The organism is Loktanella sp. R86503 (genome assembly GCF_042466455.1).
Taxonomy (GTDB): Bacteria; Pseudomonadota; Alphaproteobacteria; order Rhodobacterales; family Rhodobacteraceae; genus Loktanella.
The window spans coordinates 57842-71157 of the sequence record NZ_JAXHCI010000002.1; the positions used below are offsets into that span (position 1 = coordinate 57842).

Sequence of the window (13316 nt, forward strand, 5' to 3'; positions counted from 1 at the left end):
AAAGTTGTTGGATGGCGGGCTTTAGTTCGCGCGCGCCTCCAGCCCTTCGGGCTGGCCGACCACGACAAAGTGCAGGTTATCCGGCTGCAACAACTCTTGCGCCACACGGTTTACATCATCCAGCGTTACGGCGTTCAGCATGTCGTTGCGGTTCACGACATATTCCGGCGGCAGGTCAATCATCTGCATTCCAACAAGGATCGCGGCGATTTCCGCATTGCCGTCGAACCGTAGCGGGTAGGCACCGGTCAGATAGGTTTTGACGCGGTCCAACTCCTTTTGCGTCATGCCGTCCTCGGCCAGGCGGGCCCATTCCGCCTTGATCACATCAATCGCCTGAGCAACCGTCGCGTTGGACGATGCGACCTGACCAAGGATCAGATCGGCGTGAAACTTGGACACAAGGAACGTGCTGACGCCATAAGTCAGGCCGCGCTTTTCGCGCACCTCTTGCATGAGGCGGGATTCGAAGCCGCCCGCGCCAAGCGCTTCGTTCAGGATATAGGCGGCAAAATAGTCCGGATCGTCGCGTTCGATCCCTTTGTGCCCGAACAACGCCACAGACTGCGGGGTATCATAGGGGATAACGGTCGTCCCACCATCCAGCGCAAATTGCGCATCTGCGGGCATGTCAGGCCCCGTTGCAGGCAGATCGCCCAACAGATCGTCAAGCATCACCCCCAGTTCATCCGCCGTGATGTCACCCACAGCACCGACATACAGACGATCACGGGTCAGGGCATTGGCATGGGCGGTGACGATATCCTCGCGGGTCAGGGCCGTGACACTCTCAGCTGTCCCGTCAAGCGACGTACCATAAGGATGATCGCCAAAGGCGGCGGCATCAAAGGCGGCACCGGCAATCGCGCTGGGCGTTTTCGCATCCCCTGCGATATTCGAAAGCACCTGTTCGCGCACCCGGTCGACTGCGCTTTGATCAAAGCGTGGATTGATCAGCGCATCGCGCAGCAGGGCCACCGCCTCTTCGCGGTTTTCCGTCAGAAACTGCGCGCTGATTGCGACCGTATCATCGCCGGTATTGAAACCATAGCTGGCCGCAAGCTCCTCTCGTTTGGTCTGGAACGCCTGCGCGTCCAGATCGCCAGCACCTTCTTCGATCAGCGCCATCATCAGATTGGTCGCGCCGCGCTTGCCGGGCAGGTCCAGTGATGCGCCGCCCAAAACGCGGATTTCCAACGCAGTGAATGGAATACCATGCTCTTCAACGAGCCAGGCGTTGATGCCGCCGGGCGAGGTGACCTGTTTGATGTCGACAGCGGCATGCGCGACCGAGGCGACCATCGCGGCACAAAATGTCAGGGCGAGGCGGATCATTGGGCTTGCTCCTTTTCAGCGACGACCCATCCGGTCACGGATTGGTTCAGATCGAACACCTGCGCTGCGGCGGATTTGATGTCTTCGGCGGTCACGTCCTGCAGGATTTGCGGCCAGTCCTGCACGTCCTGCAGGGTCAGCCCTTGTGTCAAAGCAGCGCCATAGCGCTGGGCGCGCCCCTGCACATTGTCCAGCGCATAAATTTCCTGCGCGTTCAGCTGGTTCCTGATCCGGTCAAGCGCGGCCGGATCGATTTCCGCGGCCATAAAATCGGCAACGACCTGATCCATTGCGGCCTCTGCCTCGCTGAGGCTGACGCCGGTGGATGGAACCACAGAGAGCGAAAAAGTCGAAGTATCAAGGCTGGACGGATCATAACCCGCGTTGGTGTAGATCGCTGTCTGCGTGTCGAACTGTAGCGCCTGCCCCAAGGCAGATGTGAAAGGCGAGCCGCCCAGCAGTTCCGACAAATAGACCAGCGCAGCAGCCGTTTTCTGATCGCCCGCGTTACGTTCGGTCGCCAGATAGCTGCGCACCAGATAAGGCTGGCTGACGCGTGGGTCGGTATAGGTCATGCGGCGCGGCGCGGTTTGCGGCGGCTCTGTCGGGCGCAGGCGCGGGGGCAGGTCCGGTTCCGGCGGGATCACGCCATAGTATTTCGCAGCCAGCGCCATCACGTCGTCCGGCTGGACATCGCCCGCAACCACAAGAATCGCGTTATTGGGGGAGTAGTTCAGGGTGTAGAAATCCAGCGCGTCCTGCAGGCTCAGCTCTGCCATTTCGTGCTTCCAGCCGATAATTGGCACGCCGTAGCGCAGGTTTTGGTATTGCGCAGCCATGAACTGTTCGCGGGCCAGTGCGCCAGGGTTGTTGTCGGTCCGCTGGGCGCGTTCTTCGATGATGACATTGCGCTCTGTCTCGATATCGCTTTCAGACAGGCGCAGGTTTTCCATCCGGTTGCTTTCCATTTCCATCATCAGCGGCAAACGGTCCGCCGCAACACGCTGGAAATAGGCGGTGTAATCATAGCTGGTAAAGGCGTTGTCTGACCCGCCGTTTGCCGCAACGGTGGCGGAAAATTCGCCAGGGGCCAGTTTGTCCGTCCCCTTGAACAGCAGGTGTTCCAAAAAGTGCGCAACGCCGGACTGGCCGACCTTTTCATCGGCGGACCCGGCGCGATACCAGACCATCTGGACGACGACAGGGGCGCGATGATCTTCGATCACGACGACTTCCATGCCGTTATCAAGCGTAAAGGTGGTGACGTCGTCGCCGATCTTGACCGGCGCGGTGACGGTGACCGTCTTGCCGTCGACGGTATAGCTGGCACCTTGAGCCGTATCGGTTGCGGTTTGCGCCTGCAACGGGGCAAGGCCCAGAAACAGAAACGGAACGGCCAGCATGCGTGTCATGAATATCCTGCAAGGTTGGTCAGTATTATCGCCAACCTAATCCTTCACAGCCCGACCGCAATCAGCCAAACGGGGTTGTGATGAACGCCCCTTGCCCCGCCTTAAACCGGTGGCCGCAGGCTGACCGTGGCGACAGGGGCCGCGCGCGGCGGCATATCTGCGGGGTTTGTACCGCCCGGCGTTGGAACCGGCAGCGCATTCGTGGCCGGAATGATCAGCGGACGAAAGGTCTCCACGTTGGATTCGTCGGGGCCAGTGGCACCGCGATTGCCGCTACAGGCCGCCAGCGCCCCACAAAGGCACATTCCAATTCCGAACCGCAGCATAGTCACCCTCATTCTCATCTTCGCAGTGTTCTAGCGCAGACAATGGCCCGCGTCACGCCGTTTGGGTGCACCCTGCGATCACGCCTTGGTTTTTTTGCCCGGCGGCGTGCGCCCATCGGGCAAAAGCGCCAGTCCGATGGCACCAGCAAAGATCGCAACGTCCGCCACGTTGAACGAAAACGGATTGTTGATACCGCAACAGGACATGTTGATGAAATCAGCCACCGCGCCATACAGCACGCGGTCAACTACGTTGCCCAGCGCCCCGCCGATCAGCAGGCCCGCGCTGATATAAGTCCATTTTGTCCCGCCCGCGCGCCATAGCCAGACCAGAACGGCAGCGGAAATCGCCAGTGCGACGCCGATCAGCACCCATCGCATATCCGCCCCCGCCCCGATGCCAAAGTTGACGCCCCTGTTCCATGCCATTTGAAAGACAAGGAATGGGGCGGCAATATCGATCTCTTGCCGGGTCATCAGATTCATCATGTGGACGACGATATATTTCGTCGCCTGATCCAGAAGAAACGTCCAGAACCCCGCCCAAAAGACCAATCGCATCACAGTTTCCTAGTGCTTGAAATGACGCATGCCGGTGAAGACCATGGCGATCCCCGCCTCGTCTGCGGCGGCGATCACTTCGCTGTCGCGCATCGATCCACCTGGCTGGATGACGCAGGTGGCACCCGCAGCGGCGGCCTCCATCAAGCCATCGGCAAAGGGAAAGAACGCATCAGACGCCACGGCAGAGCCGATGGTCAGCGGCTGGGGCAGGCCCATCGCTTCGGCCATACGCTCTGATTTCTTGGCGGCGATCAGGGCAGAGTCGAGCCGGCTCATCTGGCCAGCGCCGACACCGACGGTTGCGCCATCCTTGACGTAGACGATGGCGTTGGATTTGACATGCTTGGTGACTTTCCATGCAAACTGCAGGTCGGCCATCTGATCGGCTGATGGCTGCACCTTAGTCACAACGCGCAAATCGTCGGCGGGGACGTGGCCGGTATCTTTGTCCTGCACCAGCATCCCGCCAGCAACTTGGCGATAGGTCAGCTGGGGGGCCTTGGGGTCGGGCAAGCCGTCCGTCGTCAGCAGGCGCAGGTTCTTTTTCGTAGCGAACACAGCCTTGGCGGCGTCCGATGCACCGGGGGCGATCACGACCTCGGTAAAGATTTCGACGATGGCCTTTGCTGTGTCTTCGTCCAGCGGCATGTTCAGCGCGACAATACCGCCAAAGGCGCTGGTGCGATCGCAATCGAATGCCTTGTTATAGGCCTCGATCAGGGTTGCGCCGCGGGCCACGCCGCAGGGGTTGGCGTGTTTGATGATCGCGACAGCAGGGCCGTCTGCAGGATCAAACTCTGCCACCAATTCAAAGGCCGCATCGGTGTCGTTGATGTTGTTATAGGACAACTCTTTGCCTTGATGCTGGGTCGCCGTGGCAACGCCGGGGCGCCCGGTGCCGTCGGTGTAAAAGCTGGCGGTCTGGTGCGGGTTCTCGCCATAGCGCAGTTCCTGACGCAGCTCGCCAGCAAAGGCGCGGCGGCGCGGCGTGGCCAGTTCAATTGCGCCAGCCATCCACGTGCTGACAGCGGCGTCATAGGCACCCGTACGGGCATAGGCGGTCTGGGCCAGCTTTTGGCGGAAGGCCAGCGTGGTCTGCCCGTCATTCGCGGCCAGTTCAGCCAGCAAGGCGTCATAGTCGGCCACGTCAACAACGGTGCTGACAAAGGCATGGTTCTTGGCCGCAGCGCGGATCATTGCAGGACCGCCGATATCGATATTTTCGATGCAATTGTCATAGTCGCCGCCTTTGGCGACAGTTTCTTCGAACGGATACAGGTTCACCACCAGCAGATCGATGGGCGCGATGCCATGATCATCCATAGCCTTCACATGACCCGCGTCATCGCGCAGGGCCAGCAAGCCGCCGTGAACCATCGGGTGCAGAGTCTTGACCCGGCCGTCCATCATTTCCGGAAAGCCTGTGACCTCGGCCACGTCGGTCACATCAAGGCCCGCATCGCGCAGCGCTTTGGCAGTGCCGCCCGTCGACAGCAGCACGACGCCGCGGTCAGCAAGAGCACGGCCAAGGTCAATCAGGCCAGTTTTGTCGGATACGCTAAGAAGTGCGCGGCGGATGGGTTGCAAGGTCATGTGTCGTCCCCGAAATCAGTGTCATCATCCTCCGCCGCGCGCGCAGGGGCCAAGTCACGCACCACGTCGGGTGTGTCCTGCGCCTTGGCCAGCGACCAGCGGATGCGGGTCGCATAGGCCATTGCGACGCCGGATAAAACCACTTGTCGCGCTGCCCGCGGCTTCAATCGCCCTGTTTCCAAATAAACTGACGGCTCCAGCCGCAATTCGGCGTGTCCGTCATGACGCAGCACCCAGATTTCGCCGGATTTCAGCGCCATCGACACAGCGGCCCCGCCCAGATCAACAGTCGCATCCACGTCGGGGTGCAGATGAAAGCGGATTGCATAGGGAATGCCCTGCATCTGCGTTGCATCCAGTGCCCGGTTAAAGCGTTCCTTGTCCGGGGCATCTAGGGTGGTCAACAAATCCTCTCCGGCCAGACCGCGACCGTCTGTCGTCATTTCCAGCGTGCGGGCGTGGGTCAGCCCGTGGGTGATGCGAAAGCCGTCGTGCGACAGCTCTGCCCGGCGGCCATCGTCCAGATGGGTGACAATGCAGTTCACCACATCGGGAAGGTCGACCAGCATTTCCTGCGCCACGCCGCTTGTCGTCACCGACGGGCCAAGCCGCGAGGATGAGTAGCCGCCAATGCCCAGCGTGCTATGGCTTGGCGTTGCGCGCCCCGCCCTGCGCCAATCTACGCCGAAACTGACGCCGGACCCGCAATTCACGATCAGCGGACGGCGTCCCGATGTCATCTCGAACGCAAGGGTCGAGGCATGGGCGTTCAACGATGCCGCCCCTTCCGGTGGACGCGCGCCATCGGCGATCAGGGTTGTGCGCCCCGCGCTGATGCGGGCAAAGCCCATGCACTCCGCGTCGCCGACCTCTTTTTTGCCGCCGATCTGCGCCAAGGCATGATCCAGCCGCCCATCCAGCCCGCGCCCGCCGCCATGGAACCTCGCAAGGCCGCCGTCCGCATGGCGCAGCGCCCGCAAGGTTGGGCCGATCCGGGCGATCGCCTGCGTGATCGCACCCGGCGCAAGCTGTTCACTACTTTCAATCGCGGTCTGCGCCCACAACAGTAGCGTCAAAACATCCAGCAATTCCTCGGGATTGCGCGTTGCGATGCCGCCGTCAGCGCGGATCTGGCTGGCGCAATCAGAGGCGAGCGCGGCAATGGCCGGGGCGGTCAGATGCTCCATCCCCTCCAGCGAGAGACCGGCATAGATCATGCCGGCCAGCGCCTCGAACCGGGCAAGGCCGGGACGAGTGCTGCGCCACCGGCGCGACAGGAACAAGGTTTGCTGCCCAAGCGAGCGGAACAGCCGCGCCTGTGCGTCCTTGTCCTGTCCGCGCAACAGGAAAACCCCATGAGAGATCCAGCGAATCAGGCGCCGCCCGGTCAGGTCAGGCGTCCAGCCGGGGCCGGTGCCGTCCCCGAAAGCGTCGATCCATTCCGCCACCCAAGCCTGCGCCGCATGGCGGGCGCGGGCGTCGCCGACGGCGGCCAGATCATCAAGCCAGGCAAAGCTGTGCAATTCCTGATCGACCATCGCCCTGTCGCCCTGCGCGGCCCAGATCGACCCGCCGGGCGCTGTCGTCAGAACGCCTGCGAACAGAAAGTTACCCGCCAGCAGCTGCCGTCCACGGGCGAAGTGACCGATGCTGCGAGGTTCAGGCTGCGACACGAAACCAGTCGCCGGCCGCGCACGCGCCGCCCACCGCGCATGTGCGCGGTGCACGAAGGCCCGTTGACGGGCACGCCATGAGTCGTGATCGACCAAGCTGCTGCCTCTGAATTGCGGTTTCGCATTCTTCTTGGGGCTCAGGTTAACGCGGTGCCGCGCCCCTGTCACGCAGGCTTTGTCAGCACCGCCATATAGAAGCCGTCCATGCCGCCGATTTCGGCCCAGACATCAGGCCGCAGCCGCAGCCCGCCTTCTTCTGTGATCCATGCGGGGTCAATGCCGGGCAGGTTCAGCGCGGCACGGTCGATGGTCAGGTCGGGGTGACGCTCTAGCGCCTCTTCGATCTGTACTTCACCTTCGTCCGGCAAAAGCGAGCAGGTGCAGAACACCAGACGCCCGCCGGGTTTGACCAGCGACAAGGCATGGTCGATCATTGCGCCTTGCTGGTCGATCAACGCGCCAAATTCTGACCCGTCCTTGGCATAGGGCAGGTCCGGGTGGCGGCGCATCGTGCCGGTGGCGCTGCACGGGGCGTCCAGCAGGACCGCATCCCACTGCCCCGTCACCTCAAAGGCATCGGCGACCTGCACATCAGCCTTCAGCCCCACGCGTGTCATGTTTTGCCCGACCCGTGTCATGCGACTGGCAGAGGCATCGACGGCGGTTACAACAGCGCCGCGTGCGGCCAGTTGCATCGTCTTGCCGCCGGGTGCCGCGCAAAGGTCAAGCACGGACAAACCGCTGACATCGCCCAGCAATTGCACGGGCAGCGCGGCGGCTGCGTCCTGCACCCACCAATCGCCCGCGTCATAGCCTGGCAGCTGCGTGACCTGCCCCGCATCCATCAGGCGCACCGACCCCGTCGGCAGCACCGTGCCGCCCAGCGCATTTGCAACAGCCTGCGCATCGCCCTTAGGCGTGATGTCCAGCGGCGGAGTCGTCGCCTGAACAGCCTCGATCGCCTCGATATCCTTGCGGCCCCATGCGGCGACCAGCGGCTGACGCAACCAACCCGGCATCAGCGGCGCTGGCATCCTGGCCCAAGCGTCCGGGCCTTTATCAGCCACCTTGCGCAGCACGGCGTTCACCAGCCCCTTTAGCCGGGCCGTATGGTGATTGCGGCCGACAATTTCGACATAGGCGTTCACAACGCCATAAGCGGCAGCACCCTGCGCGATTTCGAGCGTGCCAAGGCGCAGTGCGTTTTGCACATAGACCGGCGGTTCCTTGGCCAGGAACGGCTTTAGCATCCGGTCAGCCCGGTCCAGCATCCGTAGCGCATCAGTGGCCAGCCGCTGTGCGCGGGCGCGATCCTCTGGCGCAAGGTGGTCCAGCGCGCCGCCGCCCAGCAATTCGGACAGCAAGCGCCCTTCTTCGATGACCTGTTGCAGCAGGTGATGCGCGGCGCGGCGCGGGGCGATGCCGGTCTGATCCATGGGAAACCCTTGTTTGGTGTCGTAAGCGGGGTATATCAGCAGCACACCCCCGGCAAGGACAAGACCATGACGGACGATCACACAAACCTTCCCCCCGCCGCCCAGCGCGCCCTGGCCGAAGCGGCAGAGCGCCGTGCCAAGGCAGAGGCGCTTGCCCTGCCGCCAGAGCTTGGCGGCCGCGACGGGCCAGAACCCGTGCGCTATGGCGACTGGGAAAACAAAGGCCTTGCGATCGATTTTTAACGCAGGCGCAACGCGGCGGCGCGGCCAGCACCCTGATCGACGGTAAAGCGCACCAGATCGCCATTTTGTTCAACCAATTGGCAATTATAGGGTATTTCGTCCCCGCCCCAGTCCATCTGGCGGCAGAAATAGCCATCCTGCCAGGTCCAGTTCCCCGTCACGGGCCAGCCCAGTGCATCGCCCGTGATCTGACCGTCAGGCGTCACTTTAACAGTTATGTTATAAAATGCATGGGTCAGGTCGCCCTGCTCCATCAGGTTGAGAAAGACATCCTTTTCAGAGACGCGGATATAATCCTGCGCTGCGGCCATTACTGGCAAAAAACTTAATACAGTTGCAAAACGAAACATCATGGCAGTCCTCCTGCCAGAATAAATTAGAGCGTCTTGCGGCAGATCAAGTCACAGGCCCAGCACATCCAGCATGTCATAATGCCCCGGCGCGCGATCCTGCCCCCAAATCGCAGCTTTCAGCGCACCGCGCGCGAAAACGCGGCGATCCGTCGCAACGTGGCGCAGGGTGATCCGTTCGCCATCTGCTGCGAACATCACGTCATGCTCGCCAACGATGTCGCCGCCGCGAATGGCGGTAAAGCCGATGTCGCCGCGCTTGCGCGCCCCGGTGATCCCGTCGCGCCCGCTGTCGCGCACGTCGGCCAGTTCAACGCCGCGCCCTGTTGCAGCAGCCTCGCCCAGCATTAGCGCAGTGCCCGATGGCGCGTCGACCTTGTGGCGGTGATGCGCCTCGATCACTTCGATATCGAAATCTTCGTCCAGCGCAGCAGCCACCTTTTTTGTCAGCTGCACCAACAGGTTGACCCCAAGGCTCATGTTGCCCGCGCGTACGATGACAGCATGATGCGCGGCGCGGTCGATGGCAGCGATATCGTCATCCGACAGACCTGTTGTGCCGATCACATGCACAGCCCGCGCCTGCGCCGCGAGCCCGGCAAAAGCGACTGTCGCGGCGGGGGCGGTGAAATCGATAACGGCCTGCGCCTTGGCGAAGGCTGCGACCGGATCATCCGTGACAGTCACGCCCAGCGCGGCACCGCCCATCGCCGTGCCGACATCCTGCCCGACCCAAACGTGACCTTCGCGTTCCAGCGCGGCGACCAGATGGCAGGCATCCGACTGTGTGACGGCCTGCACCAGCATCTGCCCCATGCGGCCCGACGCCCCTGTAATCACGATTCCCGGTGTGCCCATGATGCCTGTCCCCTGCGCTAGTTTCCGCCAAGCCATACCGCCCCGCGCCGCCCCCGAAAAGGCTTGCTTGGAATTGTTGTGATGCGGCGTTACATGCAGGGCATGGCAAAGACATCATCCTCCGGGGGCGGCGCCCCCAACCAGCGACAGCTACGGCTTGGCGAATTGATCCGCCGGCGTCTGTCAGAACTCCTTCAACGCGGAGAGATCCATGACCCGGAACTCTCTCGCATGATGATCACCGTGGGCGAAGTCCGCTGTTCCCCGGACCTGTCCGTGGCGACTGCGTTCATCCTGCCCCTTGGCGGCGACAAAAAAGAAGAGGCGCTGCTGGCCCTGCGCAAATCCCGGCACGAGATCCGCCGCGAAGTTGCCAAGGTGCTGAGCATTAAGTTCGCCCCTGAAATCCGGTTCGAAATCGACGACACCTTTGATCGCATGGATGCCACACGCGCCCTGTTCGAACGTCCCGACGTCAAGGCGGACCTTGCATCCCCGGACCCGGCGGCAGGCGAATCGACCGAGGCTGACAAGGATAACGACGCATGATCAGGGTGCTGGCGATGCTGCTGGCGCTTGTCGCTGGCCCCGCCAGCGCCGTCACCTGCGCCAACGACACCTTTGAAGGGCACAGTTTTACCACCTGCACCGTCGATGCGGCGACCGAAGACCTGCGCCTGTTCCACCGCAACGCCGACGGCGGTGTGCTGGGCGGCTGGACCGCGCTGGGCACATCGGTTGCCCCGCAGTCGGTGCAATTCGCGATGAATGCCGGTATGTATCACGACGACCGCCGCGCGGTTGGTTTGTACATTCAGGACGGCATCGAAACCGCACCGCTGGTGACAAGCGCAGGGCCAGGCAACTTTGGCCTGTTGCCCAATGGCTTGCTGTGCCTGACCGACGACAGCGCGAATGTCATCGAAACGCTGACGTATGAGCTGACAAAGCCCGTCTGCCGCGACGCCACGCAATCGGGGCCCATGCTGGTGATCGACGGTAAACTTCACCCGCGCTTTATCCCTGATTCGCCATCATTACATGTGCGCAACGGGGTGGGCACGATGGCAGACGGCACGACGGCAGTCTTTGCGATTTCCAATGATGCGGTAAATTTCGACACCTTCGGGCGCTATTTCCGCGACGTGCTGAAAACGCCCAATGCGCTGTTTCTTGATGGCTCTGTGTCGCGGCTTTACGCGCCGGACCTGAACCGGGCGGATTTCGGCTTTGCCGCACTGGGTCCCATCGTGGGCGTTGTGCAATAGCTTGACCCCGGCGCCGTGCGGGCCTAGCAGGCGCCTTCACATCACGACGGAGGCCCCTATGGGACGGCGCAAATCAGGACGTAACATTTCGGGCTGGCTGATCGTGGACAAACCCGCGGGCCTGACCAGCACGACGGTCGTGAACAAGGTGCGCTGGGCATTGAACGCTAACAAGGCAGGCCACGCAGGCACCCTTGATCCCGATGCGACAGGCGTTCTGGCGATTGCGCTGGGCGAGGCGACAAAAACGGTTCCCTATATCACCGACGCGCTGAAGGCTTACACCTTTACAGTCCGTCTGGGCCAATCGACCAACACCGATGACGCCGAAGGTGAGATCATCGCAGAAAGCGACGCGCGCCCGACGGATGAACAGATCAAGGACGCCCTTGGCCAGTTCGTTGGCGACATCATGCAGGTTCCGCCGCAATTCTCTGCCGTGAAAATCGACGGAGAGCGCGCCTACAAACGCGCCCGCGATGGCGAGACAATGGAGATTGCAGCGCGGCCCTTGTGGGTCGAAAGCTTGCTGCTGGATGACCGCCCCGATGCTGACCACGTGACGCTGGAAATGGTTTGCGGCAAGGGCGGCTATGTCCGGTCGATCGCCCGTGATCTGGGCGAGGCGCTGGGCTGCCACGCCCATGTGCGGGAATTGCGCCGCATCTGGTCCGGCCCCTTCAAAGCCGAGGATGGCCTGACGCTGGACCAGATCGACGCCATTGCCCGCACCGAAGAGTTGGACACCCATATCCAGCCGCTGGAGGTTGGCCTTGCTGACCTGCCGATGGTCACCTGCCCCACCGCCAGCGTGACGGCGTTGCGCAACGGCAATGCTGCCATGGTGATCGCGTCCGGCATCGATTATGGCACCGAAGTCTGGGCCGCCCACGAAGGCCGGGCTGTCGCCGTCGGCCGCCTGATGGGCAGCGAACTGCACCCTGCCCGCGTTTTTGTCGAATAACCCACTGCGCAGGGCGCACAGGATCCAAATACCGACAGCCGGATGCGCCGGACTTTGGCAAAATTAACCTATCCTTCATTGGGAGAGTGTAAACCTGACAGCGCGGTGTTAAAAGAATTTCAACACTTCTGGATCGGGGGCGATCCTTACCTGTTGGGGCGCTTAAATGCTTGCTGTTCTTGGTTTTCTTGGCATCGCCATGTCGTCGTTTGCGATGATCGGTCGTAACGAAACCGAAGAAGACGACTCTTTGCAGGAGGCAGAAACTGACACCTCTGGCTTGACCGAAATCGGGCCTGACCTGTTTCAGATGTTATCGGACAGCGATGGCGACGCAGGTGCCGGTGGCCTGTCCGATACGGACGGCGATGCCGGTGCAGGCGGTGTGCTGGCCGAAGGCGCAAGTGCGCACATTGCTATTGATGAAACGCTGACAGACGCTGATTGGGGCGTTGCGGATGGCTCGTCCAGCGGCGCTGCTGACGACATCAGTGCGTTTGGTGCCGATGAACCCACCTTCGCACCCGATACTTTGCCGCAAACGGCGCCAGCCGTCGCAGCAGAGCCTGACCTGGACACAGGTCCTGCCGTTGTCGGCGACGCGCCAGAGGATGAAACGGATGACGTCACCGCGGACGCCGAAGAGCCAGCGGACGATCAGCCGGAAGAGCCGATTATCACGCCGCCGCTGACCCTGACAGGCACAGACGGTAACGATACACTGGATGGCGGGCTTGGCGATGACACGCTGTTTGGCGGTCTGGGTGATGACGACATGACTGGCAACATGGGGCGCGACACCATGTTCGGCGATGCGGGCAATGATACTTTGCAGGCCGGCGCAGGCGACGACACCCTGTTTGGCGGCGACGGTGATGACACGCTTGCCGGTGGATGGGGCGATGACAGTTTGACCGGCGGGAATGGCAACGATCTGTTGCAAGGCGGTTGGGGCAATGATGTGATCGACGGCCGCGACGATGACGATGGCTTTGACTACATCAACGGCGGGGCCGGTGATGACACCTTGCTGGCAGGCGCTGGCGATCACCTGAATGGCGGCGACGGTTTCGACACATTTGTCGTTCAGGCGGATGGCAACAACACCATAGACGACTTTAACCCCGCAGCGGATGTGATCGAAATCACCTATTCTGGCGATGTTCCGCCCGTGTTAACCACAATAACCGACGCGGATGGCACAACGCTGCTGGCAGACGATGCTGTCGTTGCCCGGCTTAGCGGGGTGACGATGCTGGATACGTCCACGATTCTGCTGGTCGCCGCCTGATTT

14 protein-coding genes are annotated in these 13316 nt (G+C 62.0%); 5 read left to right on the plus strand and 9 right to left on the minus strand.

Features of this window, described 5'->3' with window-relative positions; genetic code table 11:
• Positions 1-21: 21 nt before the first annotated feature.
• From SJY10_RS01295 to SJY10_RS01325, 7 genes are all read right to left on the minus strand, one after another.
• Positions 22-1335 carry a M16 family metallopeptidase gene (locus tag SJY10_RS01295; protein WP_386679210.1) on the minus strand — a complete coding sequence of 438 codons (1314 nt, stop codon included), beginning with the start codon at positions 1333-1335 and terminating at the stop codon, positions 22-24.
• On the minus strand, positions 1332-2747 hold the full coding sequence (locus SJY10_RS01300; RefSeq protein WP_386679211.1) for a M16 family metallopeptidase: 1416 nt from the start codon (positions 2745-2747) through the stop codon (positions 1332-1334). The genes SJY10_RS01295 and SJY10_RS01300 overlap by 4 nt, the downstream gene beginning before the upstream one ends.
• Before the next feature lie 101 nt (positions 2748-2848).
• Complete coding sequence (locus tag SJY10_RS01305) at positions 2849-3073, minus strand: DUF3035 domain-containing protein (protein ID WP_386679212.1); 225 nt, start codon at positions 3071-3073, stop codon at positions 2849-2851.
• A 78-nt stretch (positions 3074-3151) separates the two neighbouring features.
• The gene (gene lspA, locus SJY10_RS01310) at positions 3152-3634 is read right to left on the minus strand and encodes a signal peptidase II (protein WP_386679213.1); all 483 of its coding nucleotides are present in this window, start codon (positions 3632-3634) and stop codon (positions 3152-3154) included.
• A gap of 9 nt (positions 3635-3643) precedes the next feature.
• On the minus strand, positions 3644-5230 hold the full coding sequence (gene purH / locus SJY10_RS01315) for a bifunctional phosphoribosylaminoimidazolecarboxamide formyltransferase/IMP cyclohydrolase (RefSeq protein WP_386679214.1): 1587 nt from the start codon (positions 5228-5230) through the stop codon (positions 3644-3646).
• A complete protein-coding gene (locus SJY10_RS01320; protein WP_386679215.1) occupies positions 5227-6957 on the minus strand; it encodes a heparinase II/III family protein in 1731 nt (576 codons plus the stop codon). Before SJY10_RS01320 ends, purH begins: the two co-directional genes overlap by 4 nt.
• Positions 6958-7067: 110 nt before the next feature.
• Positions 7068-8339, minus strand: coding sequence for an RsmB/NOP family class I SAM-dependent RNA methyltransferase (locus SJY10_RS01325; protein ID WP_386679216.1), 1272 nt, complete (start codon positions 8337-8339; stop codon positions 7068-7070).
• Positions 8340-8405: 66 nt separating this feature from the next.
• Here SJY10_RS01325 and SJY10_RS01330 point away from each other — a divergent pair, with 66 nt between their 5' ends.
• Positions 8406-8582 carry a DUF1674 domain-containing protein gene (locus SJY10_RS01330; RefSeq protein WP_386679217.1) on the plus strand — a complete coding sequence of 59 codons (177 nt, stop codon included), beginning with the start codon at positions 8406-8408 and terminating at the stop codon, positions 8580-8582.
• Here SJY10_RS01330 and SJY10_RS01335 read toward each other — a convergent pair.
• Positions 8579-8935 (minus strand): dihydrodipicolinate reductase, encoded by a 357-nt coding sequence (locus SJY10_RS01335; protein WP_386679218.1) that lies wholly within the window; start codon positions 8933-8935, stop codon positions 8579-8581. The genes SJY10_RS01330 and SJY10_RS01335 overlap by 4 nt on opposite strands.
• A gap of 48 nt (positions 8936-8983) precedes the next feature.
• Positions 8984-9793, minus strand: coding sequence for a 4-hydroxy-tetrahydrodipicolinate reductase (gene dapB / locus SJY10_RS01340; protein ID WP_386684440.1), 810 nt, complete (start codon positions 9791-9793; stop codon positions 8984-8986).
• 99 nt (positions 9794-9892) lie between these two features.
• Here dapB and rbfA point away from each other — a divergent pair, with 99 nt between their 5' ends.
• The 4 genes from rbfA to SJY10_RS01360 all read left to right on the plus strand — a co-directional run bounded on the left by rbfA (position 9893) and on the right by SJY10_RS01360 (position 13313).
• The gene (gene rbfA / locus SJY10_RS01345; RefSeq protein WP_386679219.1) at positions 9893-10339 is read left to right on the plus strand and encodes a 30S ribosome-binding factor RbfA; all 447 of its coding nucleotides are present in this window, start codon (positions 9893-9895) and stop codon (positions 10337-10339) included.
• Positions 10336-11058 carry a phosphodiester glycosidase family protein gene (locus SJY10_RS01350; RefSeq protein WP_386679220.1) on the plus strand — a complete coding sequence of 241 codons (723 nt, stop codon included), beginning with the start codon at positions 10336-10338 and terminating at the stop codon, positions 11056-11058. Before rbfA ends, SJY10_RS01350 begins: the two co-directional genes overlap by 4 nt.
• 58 nt (positions 11059-11116) lie before the next feature.
• On the plus strand, positions 11117-12022 hold the full coding sequence (gene truB, locus SJY10_RS01355) for a tRNA pseudouridine(55) synthase TruB (protein WP_386679221.1): 906 nt from the start codon (positions 11117-11119) through the stop codon (positions 12020-12022).
• A gap of 166 nt (positions 12023-12188) precedes the next feature.
• The gene (locus SJY10_RS01360) at positions 12189-13313 is read left to right on the plus strand and encodes a calcium-binding protein (protein WP_386679222.1); all 1125 of its coding nucleotides are present in this window, start codon (positions 12189-12191) and stop codon (positions 13311-13313) included.
• The last annotated feature ends 3 nt before the right edge of the window (positions 13314-13316 follow it).